Raw genomic sequence first — 21964 nt, forward strand, 5'->3', positions numbered from 1 at the left:
ACCAACAGCGGCGCCTTCATTCTTCCCGAGGATAGTGCCATTCTTGCAGGCTGAGCGACGGCGCCAATGGGCGCCGCTCGTAACTATTCCCAGGGAATGGAGACATGACTTGACGAAGCGGCGATCCGATGCAGTAGAGGCAAATGCCGAGACAATCGCGGATTCGACCCGCTGGCGCATTCTGATGGTCCTACTGGCCGCCATCGCCATGTCGCTGATCAATGTCAGCATCGTCAACGTCGCCCTGCCCTCCATCCAGCAGGGGCTGGGGGCCTCCCAGTCCGATCTGCAGTGGGTGCTATCCGGCTATGCATTAACCTTCGGCGTGGTGCTGGTGGCCGCCGGCCGCGCCGGCGATCTCCTGGGGCGCGGGGGCATCTTCATCGTCGGCGTGGCAGTGTTCACGGCAGCCTCCATTGCCTCGGGCCTGGCCCCGGATGCCGACTGGCTCAATGTCGCCCGGTTCGTGCAGGGTGTCGGCTCGGGGTTGTTGAGTCCCCAGGCCGTGGGCATGATTCAACAATATTTTCGTGCCGCCGAGCGCGGCAGGGCGTTCGGCTACTTCGGCACTGCGGTCGGTCTGTCGGTGGGCATCGGCCCGGTGCTGGGCGGTCTGCTGATTGAACTTGGCGGCGCCGATCTCGGCTGGCGCCTGACGTTTCTGGCCAATGTGCCCATCGGTATCGCCGCCATCGTCATGGCGTTTGCCTGGTTCCCGAAACCGCTGTTCAGCCAGGGAGCGAACACTGCCTCGAGCACCTCGCGCCGAGTGATCGCCACGTTCCGCTCCCTGGACCCGATTGGTGCAGTACTGCTGGGCCTTGCCGTGTTCGCCGCCCTGTTTCCGTTCATGGAGTCCGAGTCGTCACCTCTCACCTGGCTGCTGCTCCCGCTTGGCATCGCACTCGTCGCATTCTGGATTCGCTGGGAGCGACGCTACGCCCGCCTGGGCCGCAGCCCGATGGTGGATCTGAGCATATTCTCCACGCGCAGTTTCACCAATGGCGCCCTCATCATGACCCTGTACTTCACCGGGATGACCAGTATCTGGGTACTGGTGGCGCTGTATCTGCAGCAGGGCCTGGGTGAATCCGCCCTTGCAACCGGTCTTATCAGCACGCCGGCCGCCTTCATCTCGGCCTTCGCAGCCAACTGGGCAGGCCGGCGGGTGATGACCTATGGGCGCAAGATGGTTATTTGGGGTCTGTTTCTCGCACTCATCGGCCTCGCCGCGAGTATCACTGTCGTGCTGCTGCACGCAGGGGGCTATCTGAGCATCTGGTGGCTGCTGCTCTCCCTGGCGCTGATCGGCGTGGCCCAGGGCGCTGTGATCAGCCCCAATCAGGCGCTGACCCTGGCGGAGGTTCCCCTGCAGTACGCAGGAAGCTCCGGCGCCATCATGCAGACCGGCCAGCGCATCGGCACCTCCATCGGCATCGCCGTGATCACCGCAGCGGTCTTTGCCTCGCTTAACGTAACCTCCTGGTCGTTGGCCGTGACCTTCGGGTTCGGCCTGATCATGCTCGTCGTGCTTTGTGCGCTCGGGGTCGCACTCAAGGATCTGCGGGATCGGTCGCACGACTATCGACGTAGCCAGTAGCTGCTCAAGGCCACCGACCTGGTCCGCGACGAGACTTTCCTGATCTATGAACCCTTGTCGTTGATTGCAGGTATCCATGTCGCCTTGACCATGGTACTGACCATCAGCCGTTATGCTTTAGTAGCGAAGGTTGACGAGACAATTCATTGGTCTGACCAGGCGTAGCCCACTTCTGATAAGGGCTACGCCCCCGTTTCGGGTGAACTTATGCACTGCACGAGGGCCCATTAGCGTTGACAGGGTTGATAGCAAGCCAACGCAGCTTGGCTAATTTATGAAGTGGAGTACGCTTCCAGTAGCCAATGCGCGGACCTCGGCAGGGATGGGCCGCTCGACGAATCATCACCAGGACGGTGACGACACTCCGCGTCAGCCAGGCCAATGGACAATAAAAAATTCGTGGAGAACTCATCATGTCGATCGACCAGCCGCAGCATCCCGAGAAGGACGCTCCCACCTCGCATGCCACAATCACCGCCTCGTTAGCCGCCAACCCCCATGATCGTCGCAGCTTCCTGAAAGCCGCGGCGGTTGGTTCGGCAGCGGCCGTCACGGCCCCCTGGATCGGCAATGTCCAGGCCCAGGCGGGCATCCGTATCCGCATGCAATCCTCCTGGCAGCCGGGAACGACCGGCTACAAGACCTTCGAGACCTGGGCCAATGGCGTTCAGGAGCTTACCTCGGGGGAGGTGACCATTCAGCCGTTTCCCGCCGGCGCCGTGGCCGGTGCCTTCGAGGTCGCCGACGCGGTGCGCAATGGGGTGCTCGAGGGTCAGAACTGGTTCACCGTCTATTGGCCCGGCAAGATGCCCGCCGGGGTATTTCTGACGGCCTATCCCATGGGGCTGTCGGTGCCTCACCACTGGGACGTGATGTTCGGCGCCTATGGTGGCTTCGAGATCGCCAAGGATCTCTATCGCAAGCAGGGCCTGGAATTCCTCGGTCATGTACATCACGATCTCAACCTGATCCATTCCAAGGTGCCGCTACGCAGCTTCGACGACTTCAACGGGGTCAAGATCCGCATGCCCGGCGGCATCGTCGCCGAGACCTTCGCCTCCATCGGCGCGCGTACCACCCTGCTGCCGGGGTCCGAAGTCTATCCGGCTCTCGAGAAAGGCACCATCGACGCCGCCGACTACACCGGCGCAGCGGTGAACTACGAGCTGGGCTTCTGGCAGGTCGCCAAGTACATCATCATGGGGCCACCCTCGACACCCTGCTTGCACCAAGCCGTCGACCTCATGGATATCGCCGTCAACCGGCGCGTCTTTGAACGCATGTCGCCCCAGACTCAGGATCTGATGCATGACCTGGTCGCCGCCTATTCTCGCGAGCACTACGGTGCGATCCAGAAGGCCAACGCCGAGGCCTGGCCCAAGTACAAAGAGAAGGGCATCGAGATCATTCACCTTTCCGAGGAGGATGCCTCGCGCTTCCGCGAGGCGGCGATCCCGTTGTGGTTCAAGTGGGCCAAGAAGGACCCGGACGCTACCAAGCTCTTCCGTGCCCACCTCAAGACCATGCAGGACCCGGCCATTGCCCTGATCACCGACGAGGACATCAAGGACTACTCGCTGGACGGCTAGCACGTCAGGCCGGCAGCACGCCTGCTCACGACCAGCCTTGTGGGCGGGCGCGTTCTTCAAGAAAAGCAATAAACGGCTCCCGGCATTCCTGATGCCGTGCTGATGAGAGAGCGTCCATGGATCTTCAGATCGATTTCGTGTTGCCCCACTGGCTCTACTGGTCGGTCCTGCTGTTATTGCCGCTGCTGGTGATGCTGCTCGTCGACCGCAGCTTTCGCCGCGGCGGCACGGTCAGCGGGTCGACCACGGGAGGCATGCCCGCCGACGAGCAGGACGATGCCTATCGCCCGCCCGGCAATATGCTGACCCGGATCATCGACACGATTTCCGGCTTCATGGGCCGCTATGTTGCTTATTGGTCGTTGATCGCACCGCTCGTCTACTGCTATGAGGTCTTCGTGCGCTATGCCCTCAACTCGCCGACCAACTGGGCGCACGAATCAATGTTCCTGATGTTCGGCATGCAGTACCTGATAGCCGGGGCCTTCGCGCTGCGGGAGGGCGGCCATGTGCGCGTGGATATCCTCTATGTCCGCGCCAAGCCGCTGACCAGGGCCGCGCTGGACATCATGACCTCGGTGTTCTTCTTCATCTTCACCCTGGCGCTGATCACCACCGGGTGGACGTTCTTTTCCCAGTCGGTGAACCAGGAAATCTTCTTCTTCGGCCAGGGCTACGCCAACGAGACCTCCTTCACCGAGTGGTCGGTGCAGTACTACCCGGTCAAGTTCACCCTGGTGCTGGGGGGCGTGCTTCTGCTGCTGCAGGGCGTCGCCCAGCTCATCAAGGACATTCAGGCCTTCGGCCATGCCCGGCAGCATAACGAGGGCAGCATCGCCTTCGCCTGGCTGCTCGTGCTGCTGGGCGTCGCGCTGGGACTGTATGCCCTGCACGAGATCGTCAACGTGGTGGTCAATGACTACGAGCGCTTCCCGTTGAGCATCGAGAACAGCCTGACCAACGTCGGCATCGGCACCCTGACCGCCCTGATGTTCGGCACCCTGATGCTGGTGCTGGTGGCCGGCTTGCCGCTGGCCTTCGTCACCGGTGGCCTGGGCGTGGTGTTCCTGTATCTGGTTGGCGATCAGTTCATGCTCAATCTGATGCCGTCACGCATCTTCCCGATGATGACCAACTACCAGCTATCGGCGATCCCGTTGTTCATCTTCATGGCGGCGGTACTGGAGAAGGCCGGCCTGATCGAGGAGCTGTTCGACACCGTCTACAAATGGATGGGCGGACTCAAGGCCGGACTAGCCATTGCCACCGTCGTCGCCTCCACCCTGCTGGCGGCCATGGTCGGTGTGATCGGCGCCGCGGTGGTGACCATGGGCCTGATCGCGCTGCCGGCAATGCTCAAGCGCCACTATGACCCGGAGATCGCGATCGGCTCGATCATGGCCGGCGGCACCCTGGGCATCCTGATTCCGCCATCGATCCTGGCGATCATCTACGGCGTGGTCGCTCAGCAATCCGTGGGCGAACTCTATCTCGGCTCCTTGATTCCCGGCCTGCTGCTGGCCGGCATGTATGGCCTCTACTGCTGGCTACGCGGCGCCCTCAACCCCAAGGCGGCACCACCGTTGCCGGTGGAGGATCGCGTCGACATCAAGGAGAAGCTGCGCCTGCTGCGCAAGATGCTGGCACCGATCATTCTGGTGATCGTGGTGCTGGGGGTGATCTTCACCGGTCTGGCGACGCCCGTCGAGGCCGCCGGCATCGGCACCTTCGGCGCCCTGATCGTCTCCGCCATGCATGGTCGCCTGACCTGGCCCAACCTGCACGCCGCCTGCATGACCACGCTAGTGGCCACGGCCATGGTGATGTGGATCATCTTCGGCGCCACCATCTTCGTCGGCTTCTATATTCTGCAAGGCGGCCAGGAGTTCGTTCAGGAATTGATCTCCGGCGCCGGTCTCGGCCCCTATGGCGTGCTGATGGTGATGATGGTGCTGCTAATCGCCCTGGGCATGTTTCTCGACTGGGTCGGCATCCTGCTGCTGGCGGTGCCGATCTTCGTGCCACTGATCCAGCCGCTCTCCTTCGATGGCCTGTTCGGGTTGCCCGGGGTCGATGCGGCCAACGTCTCGCTGTGGTTTGGCGTCATCTATCTGGTCAACATGCAGATGTCGTTCCTGAGTCCACCCTTCGGCTACGCGCTGTTCTATATCAAGGGGGTGTGCCCGCCACACATCACCATGGCGCAGATCTTCAAATCCTCGCTGCCCTTTCTGGGTATTCAGGCACTCGGCCTATTGCTGGTCATCCTATTCCCGGCCTTGATCACCTACCTGCCCAATCTGGTCTATCGCTAATCGTGGGACGATGGCGTCCCCTCGACTAGGGATATGCATCTCAGCGCGAAGAGTAACAATAAATTACGCAGAAAAGCTATCAATCTAAACGATAATATTTATTATTTAGATTGTGTTTAGTGATTCCCTTCTCACAAAATCGCAATACTCGACGATAGGCGTCATTGCGGTGCCAGAGGGAGCCTGAACGCAGCTTAGCGCATCTCAGGGATGCTCAATGGTTATTCAAGGAGCAAAGCATGGCCATTCAAAACCAAGGCAGCGGATTGATCAACGGGACCGACGAGGGTGAAGTCATCTGGGGCGACAGCCCTGCCATCGTCAACGCCAAGGGCGGTGACGATGCCTTGCGGCTGGGCTATTCCAACGATGTCGCCAATCTCGGCGAAGGCAACGACGTGGCTTATACCGAGGCCGGCAATGACCTGGTCTTCGGCGAAGCCGGCGACGATCTGATCTATGGCGGCGGCGGCAACGATTGGCTCGACGGTGGCGAAGGCGATGACCTGCTGTGGGGCGGTGAAGACAACGATCAGCTGTTCGGCAAGGAAGGCGACGACACCCTTTACGGCGTGGAAGGCAACAATGCTCTCTACGGTTCCCTGGGTAACGATCTGATCATCGGTGGCACCGGCAGCGACGTGGTCTTCGGCGGCGAGGACGACGACGTCGTGCAGGGCGGCGACGGCGACGACTGGATTTCCGGCGGCTCCGGCGACAATCAGCTTTACGGCGAGGGCGGCGACGATGTCCTCTACGGCAGTTTGGGTCGCGACGGTGAGCCTCGGGACGACCGAAGCAACGAGATTTTCTACACCGGTGACGATGGCAACGATATCGTCAATAACTTTAGCGCCCAGAGCGATCAGGTCATTGTTTCCGCCAACATCAACGACACGGGTATCGAAACTCTGGCGGATTTGGCCAGTCGAGTCAGCGATTCCGAGAATGGCGCCGTGGTCGACCTGGGCGAACAGACCCAAATCTTGATGGCCGGCATACCCTCGGACGATATCCTCGCTAACGCGGCGGACTATATCACCATCGCGTGAGGCCAATCCCTCGTTCATGACGCAACAGAGCTAGCGAGAGCCCGGTGTCGCATATCGGGCTTTTGGGATTCTCCTTATGACACCTTCCGAACACGCCGCGGCCAACTGCTTCTTCAATGCCTTGCTGCGGGAATGGCCGCACTACGACATCGAGCCAACGCACGTCGCCATCCGCGATGGCGAACACAGATTGCGCATACCTTATCGGCACCTTTCCGTTACCGGTCGTCATCGGCTCGAGGGTCCCTTGCGCCTGGATGATCATGTCATCGGCTTGGCGGATGCGGTGGGCTGGGTGCTACGTCACCCGGGGTTACTCACGCTGAGCACTCACGCCCAGGCGCAGGCGCTACAGGCACGGGTGCTGGATAGTCTGGCCAGCCTGGAGCACAGTCTCGCCGCTCAAGGCGATCTAGGTCGCCTTTTCGATGCACCACTGGATTTCATCGACTCGGAAGCGGCGCTACTGACGGGCCATTCGATACACCCCTGCCCCAAGGCGCGGGATGGTTTCACCACCGAGGACATCCAGCGCTACGCCCCGGAATACGGCGCGTCGTTTCCATTGTGCTGGTACCGAGTAGCGACGACTCAAGTGGGGGTCAGTGCCGGAGCGGACCTGGCGCCACGGCAGCTGACCGAGCAGCTACTCCCGGGCAATCCTTGCCGAAGTGCGCTCGATTCGGATCACCTGATCATTCCCTGCCACCCCTACCAGCACCGCCACTGGCAGAGGGACCCCGCACTGAAGAAACTGCGCGATAGCGGCGCGTTGGTCTATCTGGGCGATGCCGACCCGCACTGGCGCGCGACCTCCTCGGTGCGCAGCATCTGGCATCCCGAGCGCCCCTGGATGCTGAAATTCTCCCTGAGTGTGCGCCTGACCAACTCGCTGCGTCACTTGCAGCCCAGCGAATTCCATCGTGGTGCGGTGCTGCACCAGGTGCTGAACTCCCAGCCTCTGGAAGCGTTTGCCGCTCGGTTTCCGCACTTCACGATACTCCGTGAGCCGCTGGGGCTTGGAATACTGGCTGAGACCGGAGAACTGCTTCCCCAAACCCTGATGCTGTGGCGCGAGAATCCCTTTGTCGGCGACGCCACCCGCGACGTCGAAATGCTGGCCACCCTCTTGCAGGACGACCCCCGCAACGGATCGTCGCGTCTCGCCCAGCGACTCGCGCAAACATCGAGTCCACGCAAGACCGCAAGCGCGTGGTTCACGACATTTCTAGACATCGCCGTGGAACCCCTGCTGATCGCCCAGGCGGACTACGGATTATTGTTCGGCGCCCACCAGCAGAACATCCTCCTGCAACTCGACGACGAACTGATGCCGGTGCGCGCCTGGTTCCGGGATTGCCAGGGGACTGGCTTCACCGCCCTGGCGACTCGGTGCTACGGCCCGACGCTGAATCAGCTAGTCGAACGCAGCACCAACCTTCTAGAGCAGGAGATGGGTATCCGGCTGCTGGGCTACTACCTGATCGTCAACGCGACCTTCAACGTGATCGCCAGCCTCGCCGGTGCCGGGCTCGGCAACGAGCGACATTACCTGGCGCTGCTTCGGCGCTTCCTGGTGGAACTCAAGGCCCGGGGCGTTCGCGATAGCGCTCTGCTGGACTATCTCCTGAAAAGCCCGACGCTGTGGGCCAAGGGCAACTTCCTGTGCGCCTTCCAGGCGATCAACGAGAACACCATGCAAGACCCGCTTTCACTCTATCACCCCATGCCCAACCCGATTGCCATCCCATGACCGACCACGCCCTTCAACGCGACGAACGCGAACGCTATCTAGCGCCGGCGCTATTGGCCACCAGCAGCCCGACCGCCATGACCCAAACCGACGGCACACCCCATCCCAGGCGGCCCACCGACCCACCTGGAGAGCACTATCGGCGCCATGTGCCGGAGATCGACAAGACCTTAAGTCTACGATTGATCGATGTAGAGGAAGACGGCGAGCGCTTTCATCGCTGGCAGAACGATCCACGGGTGGCCGCCTTCTGGGAGTATCCCTTCGATCGCGTGACCCTGGACGACATGATTCGCGATCGACTGGCGGACGCGCACTGCACACCATTGATCGGGTGCTTCGATGATCAGCCCTTCGCCTACCTGGAGTGTTACTGGGTGGCGGAAGATCGCCTCGCTCCATACTGCGAGCACGGTCCCTTCGATCAAGGCATACACGTGCTGGTGGGCGAAGCCGTTCATCTGGGCAAGGCCAATACGCTCGCCTGGCTGAACGGCTTGAGCCATTACCTGTTTCTGCGGGAACCGCGTTGCCAGACCCTGTTCGGAGAGCCAAACGCCAACAACCGAGCCATCCTGCGTTACACCTATCCGCTGAACGCCTGGCGGAAGCGCTATGAGTTCGACTTTCCTCACAAGCGCTCGATGCTGCTCAGCTGTTCGCGCCAGGATTTCTTCGGTGGTGATTCATGATGCCGGGCGAGCCGTTCATTCAAGCCCGTCGACGCCTGCTGGCCAAGGCGCTGGCTGAATCCTGCTTCGAGAACAGCCTGAAAGCGATGGCGCAGGAAGGCGATGGCTTTCAGGTCGAGCTCCCCGGGAATGTACGCTATCGATTTCGCGCGACCCGCAGTCTCTGGGACTGGCTGATCATCGATCCCGACAGCATTACCCGTAACGACACTCCCGCTCATGGTCCCCAGCGATTTCTGCTCGACGCCCAGATGTCTCTCGGCATCGACGATGTCCTGCTGGGCAATCTGCTGGCGGAGCTCAACAACACGCTTTACAGCGATGTTCAAACGCTCAGGCGCCAGCAGTCCTGGACCGCATCCGAGCTGTCCACCCTGGATGGCATCACCCTGCAGGGCCTGCTGGAGGGCCATCCCAAGCTACTCGCCAGCAAGGGCCGCGTCGGTTGGGGCACGAGCGATCTGGCACGCTACAGCCCGGAAGCCGGAACAGCCTTCACACTGCGCTGGCTAGCGATGCGACGCCAAGACTGCAACAGCGCCATCAGTGAATCGGACCATTGGCACGATTTATGGAAGGCATCCCTGTCAGCCCAAGACCTGGCGTCCATACGTGCACGCCTGGCAGAGCAGGGATGCCGTTTCGATGAGGTGCGCCTGTTGCCGGTACATCCCTGGCAGTGGCAGCACTGCATCGCCATTCACTACGCGGAACTCCTGGCCTGCGGCGAGCTGATCGATCTCGGCGAGCGGCAAGGGCACTATCGGGCGCAGCTCTCCCTGCGCACCTTGAGCGGTCCAGGCGATGTCGACATCAAGCTGGCCCTGACGGTGCTCAACACTTCCTGTTTTCGTGGGATTCCGGGGCGCTATATCGCCATCGGCCCGGCGCTAAGCGATTGGCTCACGCGACTGACCCAAGAAGACGGCACCCTGTCGACGCTGATCGTGCAGCGGGAACTGGCGGGAATCCATTGCCCCGCGCCCTGGCAGGAAGAGCTGCCGGGCACGCCCTATCGCTTCCAGGAAATGCTCGGTGCCATCTGGCGGGAGAGCCTGGAAGCAAGGCTCGAAGATGGCCAACTGAGCCGTCCCCTGGCGGCCTTCCTGCACAGCGATAGTCAGGGCAACAGCCTGATCGCCGCCCATGTCCACCGCTCCGGCCTCCAGGTAGAGGACTGGTTGCGCCGGCTGTTCGAGGTGACCGTGGTGCCGCTTTATCACCTGATGTGCGCCTACGGCGTCGGGGTGATCGCCCATGGCCAGAACCTGTCGGTGGTGCTCGACCGACATGTGCCGATATATGGCGCCATCAAAGATTTTCATGGCGATCTACGTCTGTGGGAAGCCCCCTTGGCGGTGCGTGAAGGCCTGCCGCAAGCCGTGGCGGATGCGTTGACCCATCTACCGGCGCACTATCTGATTCACGACCTGGTGACCGGCTATCTGGTCTCGACCCTGCGCTTTATTTCGCCGCTATTGGCCCGGGACCTGAATTATCCGGAAAGCGCTTTCTATCGTCTGCTGAGCCAAACGCTGCGGACCTATCAGCGCCGCCATCCTCAATTGGCCCAACGCTTTGCCCAATTCGACCTGTTCACTCCGCAACTGCTACGGGTATGCCTCAATCGCGCCCGCTACCAGGTGGGGTATGACGACAGCGCCGAGCGACCTCTGCCGGAACTCGGACCACCACTAGCCAATCCGCTGGTGCTTACTCATCAGTCGATCACTGACTCAGCAGCCACTTTCACCAGCGAAGGAGGTCGACCATGACAGCGCCTTTGGACCTGGCCGGTATCGGTATCGGCCCCTTCAACCTGAGTATCGCCACGCTACTGGATAGTCCGCCCCACACCAACAAACCGAGGCTAAAGGCACGCTTTTTCGATCGCAAACCGGACTTCGACTGGCATCCCGGCATGTTGCTGCCCGGTGCGCGCCTGCAGACCTCCTTTCTCAAGGATCTGGTGACTGCTGTCGCGCCGCAAAGCCCTTACAGCATCCTGCAGTTCCTGGTCAGCCAACGACGCTTCTATCAGTTTCTGGCGGCGGAGCTACCCGCTATCAGCCGAGCAGAATACGGTCACTATCTGAGTTGGGCGGCGGATCAGCTTGATAGCCTGAAATTCGATAGCCAGCTCGAAACCGTGGATTTCGATGGCCACTACTTTCAATTGCATTTTTCCGATGGACGCCAGCCGATCGCAGCCCGCCATCTATGCCTGGGCACCGGTAAACCGCCCTGGGTGCCGAACTGCTGCCGCCCTCACTTAAGCTCGAACTGCTTTCACGCCATCGGCATCGCCAATCGGCAATTGGACCTGAGTGGCAAACGGGTGGCGATCATCGGTGGCGGTCAATCCGGTGCGGAAGTCCTGCAGGCCATCCTTGACAATCACTGGGGACGATCCGCCCAGGTCAACTGGCTTTCCAGGCGCAGCAATTTCGCGCCACTGGATGAAACGCCCTTCACCAACGAATACTTCACGCCTCAATACATCGACGCCTTCTTCGATCTGCCTGGTTCGATCAAGCAACGAGTCGTCGATGAGCAGAAAATGGCCTCCGACGGCATTTCGCCGGACACCCTGAAGGCGATCTATCAGCGTCTCTACGAAGGCCAGATACAGGGCAACTTTCCCCCCGTGCGGCTGATGCCCGGGCGCGAACTCTACAATCTGAAATATGAAGATGGACGCCATCAGCTCCACTTTCGTAATCGTCTGGACGGCGCTCATCAGCAGTGCGACGCGGAGGTGGTCATCCTGGCCACCGGTTTCAGTCAGCAGCTACCAGCCTATCTCGGCCCCTTGCGGGAGCAGCTGACCCTTGATGAGCATGGCCAACTGATCCTCGATCGGCACTTTCAAGCCCAATGGCAGGGCCAAGCCACCAATCGCATCTACGCGGTCAACGCCGGGCGTTTCAGCCACGGTATCGCCGAATCGCAGATGAGCCTGATGTGCTGGCGCTCCGCCACCATCATCAACCATCTGGCCGGCGAGGACATATTCGATACCGGCCAGGGCACGGGCATGGTGGATTGGCGTAGTTGAGTAAAGTGGCAGTTGATCAACAGAAATAGCGAGGGATCGTTTTCTCCCAGCTATTGCGATAGATCTCCTTGCCTTCTTCATAGGCCTGCAGACTGTTGACCACGTAGAAATTTTCCGTATCGCAGCTCATGCGGCTCTGGGTATCCACGTGAATACTGATATCCGCATCGCTCAGGTCGACTTCCCAGGTCGACTCCGTCATGGCGCTCAGCGGCTCGTTTTCGCGAATGCGCCAGACATTGTGATTCTTGGTGCCGTAGGTGATGCCATTGTGGTCCAGCATGCGCAACCCCTCATCGGAAAAGTCATCCAGCAGCCACTCCCGGGTGGTCAGAGACTTGATGACGCGACGGGTGCGGCTGCCTTCGCGCAGGACCGTCTTGGCTAGCGGCTTGGCGGTTTCCGCCCGGGTGAAAGGCAGTTCGGTGAGCACCGGCTCCGCGGTCTGGGGCACCCTCACCTGGCTACGATCCAGATCAACCTGAAGTTTCGCTACTGCCGTGGATGGCCATACCTGTGGCCAATAGGTCGGGCTCAGGCTGATTTCCAGCCGGTGGCCCACGGGCAGCCGGTAGCCGACGACGTCCAGGCCGAACTCGACGTCGAACCATTCATCGACCGGCAGCGCTTTCGGCTCGGCATGGGAATGCCGATGAGTCAGGTTGAACTGGCCCGCGGTGATATAGGTTTTTTCACCCTCTGGTGACACATCCGTCAGGCGCGCATGCACGTTGCCGGTGGGTTGATCGCTCCTCAGCCGCAGCTTGACCCGCGTCTTGCCGAGCATGTTGAGCGGTTTTTCTGTCGCCGGTAGCGTCCAGCTGGTGGCCAGGGCGTTGTCGATGGTCTGATCGTCCGGCAGGTCGCCTTCCTGGCCGAAGGGGCAGAACACGCCGGAATACAGGCCGTGATGCTGACGGTTGGCAAGCGTCTGCTGCCCGGAAAATGCCTCCAGCACATCCAAGTCCGAGATATCCGTGGCCAGCAGATCCACCCACTGGCCCGGCCGGTAATCGTAGGTCGTCTGCGGAGGCACGCTGTCCTGCAGGTAAACGACGAAGCTGTCTTCGTGGGGCTCAATCGTGGCATCCGTGGCCAGCCAGCGGTCGAACCAGCTGACGCACTCCTGCAGGTAGCCGATCTGTGGCCCGGGTATCGCCAGGTCGGGAAACTCATGGGCCCAGGGGCCGACGATGGCCCGCTTGGGCACGTCGAGGTTGTCCATCAATCGGAACACCGCATCGGTGTAGCCGTCCGCCCAGCCGCTCATGGTCAGCACCGGAATGCGAATGGCACTGTAATTCTCGCAGATCGAGCCCTGACGCCAGTAGTCGTCTCGAGTCTGGTGCTCGAGCCAGGTCTCCACGAAAGGCGGCGTCTTTTCCAGCCGCTCCAGCCACATCTCGCGCCACCTGTCGCCGACGAAGCGCGGGAAGGGCGGGCGGGCGTTGTAGGCGAACATGGTGGACGCCCACCACAGCATGTCCGAGCCCATCAGGGTACCGCCACGATAGTGAACGTCGTCGGCGTAGCGATCGTCCGTGGAGCACAGCGTGACGATGGTCTTCAGCGCCGGATGCTGATGAGCTGCCATCTGCAGGCCGTTGAAGCCGCCCCAAGACTTGCCAATCATGGCGATATTGCCCGCGGACCATGTCTGCGCGGCGATCCAGTCGAACACTTCCAGACAATCCTGCTGCTCCTGGCGCGGATATTCATCCTCGATGATGCCGCCCGAATCGCCGGTACCGCGAATATCCACCCGCACCCCCGCATAACCGCAGCCGGCGAAATAGCCGAGACGGATTTCATCACGCAGAGCAGTGAACTCATCCTTACGATAGGGCAGATACTCAAGGATCACGCCCCGCGCCATGGCAAGACCCTCGGGCAGCCACAGCTTGGCGGAAAGCACGGTGCCATCGGTCAACGGTATGGGCGCATGCTCGATGGTTCTGACCGCATAAGGCAGGTCCGTGCGTTCGTGAATCTTGCTGTAGTCGACGTCGAAGACACCCATTACGTCTCTCCTTTTGGCCCGTGGTCCTGGCGCAGCCAGCAGACAATGGAAGCAATCAGCAGCAGATAGATTAACAGCACAGGCACCGCGACGATGACCGTGGAGGACTGCACCACCTTCAACCCTCCAATCAGCAGTAGGGAGATTGCCAGCACCGCCATGAGAACGCCCCAGGTAATGGTGTGCCAGGTGGCCGGCTCCTCGCCATCCTCTTCGCCGATCGAGGCGGTAGAGGCCAGTACGAAGGACGCCGAGTCAAGCGACGTGGCCAGGAAAATGAAGCCGAGAATGACGAAGAAGATCACCACGATCTTGCTTAGGGGCAGGGTATTGAGCACGTTGATGATAGTCTGGGCATCGCCGTTCTCCGTCATGCTGCCCACTACGTCGAAAACATCGGTCAACTGCAGGTGCATGGCATAGCCGCCCATGACGGCGAAGTACAACCAGCCACCAAGGGTTCCCCAGGCAAGCATGTTGACGATTACGGACTTGATGGTGCGGCCCTTGGAAATGCGCGCCACGAACAGGCCAAGAAAGGGCGCGGTGCAGGCGAACCATACCCAGTAGAACACCGTCCAGCTTTGAGGAAAGCCGCCTTGGCGAATCGGGTCGGTATAAAAGCTCATACGCAGGAAGTTCTGTGCCATGCGTCCGAAGCTGTCCGTGAAATAGGACAGCAGGAAACTCGTGGGCCCAACGAGTAGCACGAACACCGCCAGCGTTACCGCCAGATAAACGTTGAGGTTGCTCAGGTTGCTGATGCCCTTCTCCAGCCCCAGGGTGGCACTGGTCAGGTAGATAACCGACCAGATCAGGATGATGATGATGCTGAGCTGGGTGGACTGCTCAATGCCGAAGATATCGCCGATGCCGGCGGAGATCATCGGCACGCCGAGTCCTAGAGACGTGCCCAGCCCACCCACCAGTGACCAGATCACAAAGATATCGATGACCCGACCCAGCCAGCCATCAGCTGTAGCGCCCAGTACCCCCTTGCAGGCCTGGGAGATCTTCAGCGACTTATTGCCCTTGTTGTAGAGCGAGTAGGCGATCACGACGGTGGGTAGCGTGTAGATGCACCAGGCGGACACGCCCCAGTGGAAGAGCCCGTAGGTCAGCGCCCATTCCACCGCGGCATCGCTTTTGGCCTCCACCTGAAACGGCGGTCCCTGGTAGTAGTACATCGGCTCGATGATGGACCAGAACATGATGCTGGTGCCCATGCCGGCGCAGAATAGCATGGCGCCGTAGCTGAAGTTGCCGAATATCGGACGCTCGCCGTGCCCGCCGAAGCGAATACTCCCGTAGCGCCCGAAGGCAAACCACAGCAGCGTGACGAAGATGCCGAAGGTCAAAAATTCGAAAACCCAGTCCATCTGATGGTTGATCAGGCTCAGGGCCTGGGTCATCAGGGGCGCCAGAGTCTGTTGAAAGCCGGCTAGTAACGCCGTGATCACCAGTAGTACGGCGATGGCGGGCCAGAAAACGTAAGGATCGAGTCTTGATCTTTTCCTGTGCATCGGACGTTCCCGAACGTTATTGTTGAAAGTGTACTGAAGCTGTCCATGATGAGCCTTGTCACCTCTCTAGCGGCGAAGCCAGTGAGTCGATCTGGTGTAGGCTGACGAACAATCATGGGCAACGTGTATACGGTCACGAAATCGCTTCACGACCGAGGCGGAAATGGTAATAGACCTTATCTTTCTCTACATCTTGTTTTTCTACAGGAATCGCTTACGTGCTGGATCTTTCGAACATAACGGTCGTTGCGTTTGATCTGGACGGCACCCTGATCGATTCGCGCCTGGACTTCCCCGCCATTCGCCAGGAGCTTGGCTTCCCCGAGGATGTCGGTCTGCTCGAGCACATCGCCACCCTGGAAGATAGCGACCAGGTCCAACACGCTCATCAAGTCGTCCATCGCCATGAAATGGCTGGGGCCGCCGCCGCCACCTGGATGCCCGGCGCCCGCGAATTGCTCGATAGCCTTCACGATGTCGGCCTGCATACGGCGATTCTCACCCGCAATACGCGTCAGGCGGTTGAGCTTGCCAAGCGCAACTTGGAAATTCCCATCGATCTGACCCTGACTCGGGAAGACTGCGCGCCCAAGCCAAGTCCGGACGGGCTGAAAAAGATCGCCAACCACTTCAGTGCCACGACACCACAGCTCATCTATGTGGGCGACTTCCTCTTTGACCTGCAAACCGCCAAGGCCGCCGGTGCGCTGGGTTGTTTATATCGCTACGGCGATAACCATCGCTTCACCGAGGATGCCGACCTGGTTGTCGATCATCTGAATGAACTTGCCTTCCTATTTCTACAAAACAGACTAGTGCTACACAAAAGGAAAAAATCATGAGCAACAAGACAGATAGAGACATCGAGAAAAGCTATCCCACGGCCGAATTTATCGCGAAGCTACGCCGTCTTGCGGACTGCCTCGAAAAGGGTGAGCAATTCGAAATCAGTATTGCCGGTGAAAGAATCTATGTCCCGGTGCGGGCGACCTACAGCATCGAGCATGAACGCGAAGACAATGAAGAAGAGATCGAGTTTCAAATAAAATGGACGAAGGAGTAAACGGCGTAAAGATTCCAACGCTCCATTCGGCGAACATCACCGGGGCTCCATAGAGCCCCGGTGATGTTACAGCGTCTTTACACCACGGCTTTCTGATACGCCGTACGCTTGGTCACCAGCGAGACGCCGACATAGCAGATCGAGGAAACGACGCAGCCGGTGAGCGGGCCGATCAGCCAACCCACGTCGGCGAACAACATCATGTAGCCGCTAGTGGCGAAGCCGGTGAGCATGGCAACGATCGCGCCCCAGGCCGAGCCTTGCCAGAAGGTTGAGATGAATACCGGGCCGATCAGGCTGGCCAGCAGCGTCCCGGTACCCAGGATACCCAGCCAGGAAAGCATGAAGGGCGGTGCGTAGAGCATCATCAGCAGCGCCACGACCCCCAGGACGACCACCGCAAAACGATTGATCCACAATACCAATGACGAACTCTTGAAGAGATTACTGAACAGCGCCAGGCGCAGATCGTGAGAAGTCGCCGAGGCTACGGTGTGCAATAGCGAATTGGCGGTAGACTTCATGGCGAACAGAATGAACAGCGTAATCAATCCTTCCAGCGCCGGCGGCATGAACTGCTCAAGATAGACTGGCATGGCGTTGTCCGGGTCCGTCAAACCAGGAACCTTCATGCGCACATAAAGCCCGACGATCGGCACCAGGCTCAGCAGCGCGCCAAAGAACGCCACGTAAACGCCCATCTTATGCAGCTTGACGTCCGGCTTGAAGGCCAGAAAACGCACCGCCATGAAAGGCAATACCGCAGCGAACAGGAACGCATAGGGTAACACCAGAAATACCGCTGCGGGACTATCGCCATAGTGCGCGCCGGTGGTGGGATTCAAAAGCTCCGGATCGATGGCGTTGAGCGCACTTTCCCACTCGCCCAGATTGACGCTGGTCATTATCTGCACGATGATCAGCACTGCGGCGATCGCCATGCCACAGACCATCACCGTATCCGTCCAGGCCACCGCCGCAAGCCCGCCCAGCATGGTATAGATGATGATGACGCCGACCATCAGCAAGGCGCTATTGGTCAGTTCGATATCCAGCCAGTTGGCTCCCAGCAGCGCGACCGCCTTGATCTGACTGGTCAGAAACACCAGTAGCAGTATGATGGTGATGACCGCTGCCAGGCCCTGCACCGCTCGGCCTATGGTGCCGCCACCATGAATCTGAGCGATATACTCCGGAATGGTGTTGCTGCCCATATCCACCGCCTTGCGTTGCAGAAAGCTGGCGAAATAGAGCACCGCAATCATCATTGCCGGGGCGAAGAAGAAATTACCCAGCACCTCGACCGCCCCAAACTGATAGGTGGCGCCGGGGGAACCCACGAAACCCCAGCCGCTGAAGCCGGTGGCGACGATGGTGCCGGCACCGACGAAGGCCCCCAGGGAGCGCCCTGCCAGCAAAAAACCGCCTTCGTCGCCTTTTTTCATCATGCGCGAAGAGAGAAAGCCTAGATAGATCATCAGTCCGAAGGTGATCAGCAAAAGGCCCCAGTTGAATAGTTGATAGCCGTCCATCTTAATCACCTCTTTTGCTGTTCTTGTTGCTTGCGCTTGAGTTCTCGGCGCACATAGGCGGCACCGGCATGCACTAGCATGTAGATGGTCAACACCAGGAAGGTGGACAATACCCAGGAATCCATGACCGTATCCTCTTGTTCTTGAACTTGTTGAAACAGGAATGTCGTCGCTGCTCGGGATAAGAAGTTCGCAGCGAATGCCGTTATAACAATTGACGTTATTTCAGCGAGTCAGAGGAGACCAATTTGTATGGCTAATGCCGGTATCATGCATGCCAATAGGGGGGAGCAATGAAGAACATACCAACCGATCTCTTGAGGACATTCGTCACGATCCAGGACCTAGGCGGCTTTACCAGCGCAGGTGAACTACTGGGGCGCTCGCAACCCGCCATCAGCCTGCAGGTCAAGAAGCTGGAGGAGATACTCGACACGCGACTTTTCCTGCGCGGCACTCACTTGGCTCTTACCGCCGACGGCGAATACCTCTACGAATCCGCGAAGAAGATGCTGGAAATCAATGACGAGATCATTCACAAGATAAAAGGCGAAGGTGTATCGGGGAAGGTGCGGCTCGGTATCCCAAATGATTTCGAGCTGGCCTTCCTGCCCAGGGTGCTCAGAAGCTTCACCAAGACACACCCCAACGTATCCGTGGAGGTGGACTGTGATATCAGCAAAGCCATCCAGCAGCGCTATCAAAAGCATTTCTACGATATCGTACTGGTGATGGAACGGGTCAATGGCGACGAACATCGTGATCGGCGTGATTATCGCATCGAACCCCTGGAGTGGGTCATGGCGCATGACTACAAGCTCTCGCCTCAGGAAAGCATCCCCTTGATCACCTATCCCCAGGGATGTGTCTATCGCGCCATCACCGAAGAGCTTCTTGCAGCGCACGCCAAGCCGCACAAGATGGTTTACACCAGTCCTAGCCTGCTGGGATTGCTATCGGCGGTGGAAGCGGGACTCGGTGTTACCGTCATGGCGCGCTCGACGATACCCAGTCAGTTGAAGAGCCTGGAGCACAGCGCGCAACTACCGAAACTGGGAAATGTCTGTATCGGTCTCTACTACGAGAATGAGCGTTTGAGCGCCGCCGCGCACCGCGCCCTGGACTTCATTCGCGCGGGCATCGCCAATCTGGAGAAGAGCAGGTTCGAAACCTTGTGATTGGCGATGCTGTATTCGCCATTGCTGCTGCAGCATCAATCAATGCATCGCCAATCACGGCATCTTCAATCCAAGTGCCGTACGATCCCGGCAATACACTCATCGAGTATCCAGCGTCCTTTTTCTGAAGTGGCCTCTACCGGAGAAGAAAGCGTTCCGCTTTCAGCTACCCAGCTTGGATCGGGAGGAAAGACGTCATAGGGCGGAAACGTGGCCGGCTCGACGTGCACCGCCTTGTCCATATCCACGAGCTCCGGATGAAGCTCAAGCATGATGGAGGTCTCCAGAATACCGCCGTGCTCGACGGCCCAGCCGGTGAACCCCTTCGGAAACACCTTGGCAATGGTTTCTTCGCTGATGAAGTCCCAGTAGGAAAGCAGGTAAATCCTTACCTTCAGGTTGCGTAGCTCGCAATGTTTGACCAGCTTGTCGGCGGCCTCGCACAGGAACATGGAGTTCTCGAAATGGCCATTGATCAGGACGAACTCACGGTTGCCGTGATTCACATAGGCCAGCAGTACGTCATAGACGTACTGTTCGAGGGCGCTTCCCGAGACGCAGGTCGTTCCCGGAAAAAAATTACCACCGCCGGATTTTACCTGAGACTTGTAGCCATAGCTGATGGCCGGCGCCACCAGCATGCTGTCGCTTCTTTGTGCCACTTGTTCGGCAATATGACTGGGGATCAGCACATCCGGATTGAGGGACATGTGAGGACCATGCTGCTCGATCGCGCCGATCGGCAGGATGATTCTACATCGCCCTGTCTCGGTCTTTTCCTGGTAGGACACCCAGTCCATGTTCTCTATCTTGACGTTGCGCATAGCAGCCTACTCCGCTTGCATTCTCAATGACGTGCCAACAAGCCCCTGCTCGGCGCGGCGCGTAACGCGCCGACACCGGGCAGCACGGCTCAGGCCGGATCCTGCACGGCGGCCATGGCGTTTTCCCGTGCGTAATACTCATCGCTCAGCGCCTTGTGGATCGATATGGCAATCAGCGCCATGATGATCGAGAACGGCAATGCCGCGAGTATCGCGCCGGTCTGCAGGGACGTCAGCGCCGCGGTGCCACCGGCTACCAGCAGCACGCCGGCCACGACTCCTTCTATCACCCCCCAGGTCACCCGATGCCGGGTCAGCGGATGAGGCTCGCCCTCGCTCAGAATGGTAGTAATGACGAGCGTTCCCGAGTCCGACGAGGTAATGAAGTAGGTCGAGACGAGTACGGCGCCGATGAAGCCGATGATCATGCCCATCATCCCTGGGTCGATAGCCTGGAAGGTGGCGAACAGGGCCAGCGAGACATTGCCACTGACGGCTTCGGAGATACCGCCATCACCGAACAGCTCAACGTACAGGGCCGAACCGCCGTAAGCCGATATCCAAACGAAGGAGAGCAGCCCTGAAACCCCGATGACGCCGAAAATGAACTCGCGAATGGTTCTCCCCCGCGAGACCCGTGCGATGAACATACCGACGAACGGAGCCCAGGAGAGCCACCAGCCCCAATAGAAGATGGTCCACCAGCCCTGCCAGACATCCTGCCAGGAACCGCCCTGATTCCTGGCAAGCTCCGTGGAACCGGCGTAGAAATTGAGCGGTATCAGATTGAAGAGGTAATCACCGAAGGAATCGAACATGTTGGTAATGATGTAGCGCGTCGGCCCGAAGATGAAGAAGAAGGCCAGCACCACGAAGGTCAAGTACATGTTGGCAATGGACAAGTACTTGATACCGCGTTTGAGTCCGGTCATCACCGAAATCAGAGCCAAAACGGAGATGATGGCGATCAGCACGACCTGGACCTGGACCGATATCGGAACCTCCCACAGGAAGTTGATGCCGGCGTTGATCTGCTGAACCCCCAGACCCAGAGACGTGGCAATACCGAACAGGGTCGCGAAGATAGCGATGACATCGATGAGATTACCGATCCATCCATTGACCCGTTCGCCTAGCAAAGGATACAGCGTATAGCGGATACTCAAGGGCTTGTTATAGCGATAGGCCATCAGGGCTAGGCCCAGCGCCACGATGCAGTAGATGGCCCAGGCATTGAATCCCCAATGGAAGTAGGCGAGCCGCATCGCCACTGTGGCCGCTTCAGGATTGGCCACCGCCTCGGAGAAGGGTGTCCCACCGGAAAAATGCATTATCGGTTCAGCAATCGACCAGAAGATGATGCCGATACCCTGACCCGCCGCGTAAAGCATGGCGAACCAGGCAAAATAGCTGAACTCGGGCTTTTCCCCCGGAGCCCCGAGCTTGATACTGCCATGCTTGCTGAAGGCAAGATATGTCAGAAAAACCAGGAAGGACGCGGCAAGCCCTACATACCACCAGTTGAGATAGAGCGTGATGTAGGTACGCCCGAGATTGATCAACTGCAGGAAAGTGTCGGGAAAAATGATCGAAGAGAGGATAAAGCCCGTAACGATGATCAGCGAGATGGTCGTTACCCACGGGTTTATACCTTTGAAGGGTCCGGAATGCAGTACCATAGGTTTCTCCTGTTGTTTTTTTATTAGGAAATACTTTTAAAACTTGTAATCAAGCCTGTGATCAAGAAGGGGAGCCACTGCTCCCC

16 protein-coding genes are annotated in these 21964 nt (G+C 59.3%); 11 read left to right on the forward strand and 5 right to left on the reverse strand.

The window, feature by feature from the left end; translation table 11 throughout:
- The first annotated feature begins 109 nt into the window (after positions 1-109).
- From ACPF7Z_RS03055 to ACPF7Z_RS03090, 8 genes are all read left to right on the forward strand, one after another.
- Positions 110-1600: an MFS transporter gene (locus ACPF7Z_RS03055; protein ID WP_425191688.1), complete on the forward strand. Its 1491-nt coding sequence runs from the start codon at positions 110-112 to the stop codon at positions 1598-1600.
- Between the two features lie 413 nt (positions 1601-2013).
- Positions 2014-3189 carry a TRAP transporter substrate-binding protein DctP gene (dctP, locus tag ACPF7Z_RS03060; RefSeq protein ID WP_425191689.1) on the forward strand — a complete coding sequence of 392 codons (1176 nt, stop codon included), beginning with the start codon at positions 2014-2016 and terminating at the stop codon, positions 3187-3189.
- Positions 3190-3305: 116 nt separating this feature from the next.
- Entirely contained in the window at positions 3306-5504 is a 2199-nt protein-coding gene (locus ACPF7Z_RS03065; protein ID WP_425191690.1) for a TRAP transporter large permease subunit, read from the forward strand.
- 239 nt (positions 5505-5743) lie between these two features.
- Entirely contained in the window at positions 5744-6556 is an 813-nt protein-coding gene (locus ACPF7Z_RS03070) for a calcium-binding protein (protein WP_425191691.1), read from the forward strand.
- Positions 6557-6632: 76 nt separating this feature from the next.
- On the forward strand, positions 6633-8309 hold the full coding sequence (locus ACPF7Z_RS03075; protein ID WP_425191692.1) for an IucA/IucC family protein: 1677 nt from the start codon (positions 6633-6635) through the stop codon (positions 8307-8309).
- Positions 8306-9001, forward strand: a complete 696-nt coding sequence (locus ACPF7Z_RS03080) for a GNAT family N-acetyltransferase (RefSeq protein ID WP_425191693.1) — start codon at positions 8306-8308, stop codon at positions 8999-9001. The genes ACPF7Z_RS03075 and ACPF7Z_RS03080 overlap by 4 nt, the downstream gene beginning before the upstream one ends.
- Positions 8998-10776, forward strand: a complete 1779-nt coding sequence (locus tag ACPF7Z_RS03085) for an IucA/IucC family protein (protein ID WP_425191694.1) — start codon at positions 8998-9000, stop codon at positions 10774-10776. Before ACPF7Z_RS03080 ends, ACPF7Z_RS03085 begins: the two co-directional genes overlap by 4 nt.
- Positions 10773-12059, forward strand: a complete 1287-nt coding sequence (locus ACPF7Z_RS03090) for a lysine N(6)-hydroxylase/L-ornithine N(5)-oxygenase family protein (RefSeq protein ID WP_425191695.1) — start codon at positions 10773-10775, stop codon at positions 12057-12059. The genes ACPF7Z_RS03085 and ACPF7Z_RS03090 overlap by 4 nt, the downstream gene beginning before the upstream one ends.
- Before the next feature lie 16 nt (positions 12060-12075).
- Here the strand turns inward: ACPF7Z_RS03090 and ACPF7Z_RS03095 are convergent, their stop codons facing one another.
- Both ACPF7Z_RS03095 and ACPF7Z_RS03100 read right to left on the reverse strand, forming a co-directional pair.
- A complete protein-coding gene (locus ACPF7Z_RS03095; protein WP_425191696.1) occupies positions 12076-14079 on the reverse strand; it encodes a CocE/NonD family hydrolase in 2004 nt (667 codons plus the stop codon).
- Positions 14079-15602 carry a BCCT family transporter gene (locus ACPF7Z_RS03100; RefSeq protein ID WP_425191697.1) on the reverse strand — a complete coding sequence of 508 codons (1524 nt, stop codon included), beginning with the start codon at positions 15600-15602 and terminating at the stop codon, positions 14079-14081. Before ACPF7Z_RS03100 ends, ACPF7Z_RS03095 begins: the two co-directional genes overlap by 1 nt.
- 218 nt (positions 15603-15820) lie before the next feature.
- Here ACPF7Z_RS03100 and ACPF7Z_RS03105 point away from each other — a divergent pair, with 218 nt between their 5' ends.
- Both ACPF7Z_RS03105 and ACPF7Z_RS03110 read left to right on the forward strand, forming a co-directional pair.
- Positions 15821-16444, forward strand: coding sequence for an HAD family hydrolase (locus ACPF7Z_RS03105; protein ID WP_425191698.1), 624 nt, complete (start codon positions 15821-15823; stop codon positions 16442-16444).
- Positions 16441-16665 (forward strand): amphi-Trp domain-containing protein, encoded by a 225-nt coding sequence (locus tag ACPF7Z_RS03110; protein WP_425191699.1) that lies wholly within the window; start codon positions 16441-16443, stop codon positions 16663-16665. Before ACPF7Z_RS03105 ends, ACPF7Z_RS03110 begins: the two co-directional genes overlap by 4 nt.
- Before the next feature lie 77 nt (positions 16666-16742).
- Here ACPF7Z_RS03110 and ACPF7Z_RS03115 read toward each other — a convergent pair whose 3' ends face one another.
- Positions 16743-18197 (reverse strand): sodium:solute symporter family protein, encoded by a 1455-nt coding sequence (locus ACPF7Z_RS03115; RefSeq protein ID WP_425191700.1) that lies wholly within the window; start codon positions 18195-18197, stop codon positions 16743-16745.
- Between the two features lie 293 nt (positions 18198-18490).
- Between ACPF7Z_RS03115 and ACPF7Z_RS03120 the strand changes: the two genes are divergently transcribed.
- On the forward strand, positions 18491-19375 hold the full coding sequence (locus ACPF7Z_RS03120; protein WP_425191701.1) for a LysR family transcriptional regulator: 885 nt from the start codon (positions 18491-18493) through the stop codon (positions 19373-19375).
- Between the two features lie 65 nt (positions 19376-19440).
- Here ACPF7Z_RS03120 and ACPF7Z_RS03125 read toward each other — a convergent pair whose 3' ends face one another.
- Together ACPF7Z_RS03125 and ACPF7Z_RS03130 are read right to left on the reverse strand one after the other, a co-directional pair.
- A complete protein-coding gene (locus ACPF7Z_RS03125; RefSeq protein ID WP_425191702.1) occupies positions 19441-20199 on the reverse strand; it encodes a creatininase in 759 nt (252 codons plus the stop codon).
- A gap of 89 nt (positions 20200-20288) precedes the next feature.
- A complete protein-coding gene (locus tag ACPF7Z_RS03130) occupies positions 20289-21878 on the reverse strand; it encodes a BCCT family transporter (protein WP_425191703.1) in 1590 nt (529 codons plus the stop codon).
- Positions 21879-21964: the final 86 nt, after the last annotated feature.

The sequence above is a fragment of the Halomonas sp. GXIMD04776 genome (assembly GCF_049808615.1).
Classification (GTDB): Bacteria; Pseudomonadota; Gammaproteobacteria; order Pseudomonadales; family Halomonadaceae; genus Modicisalibacter.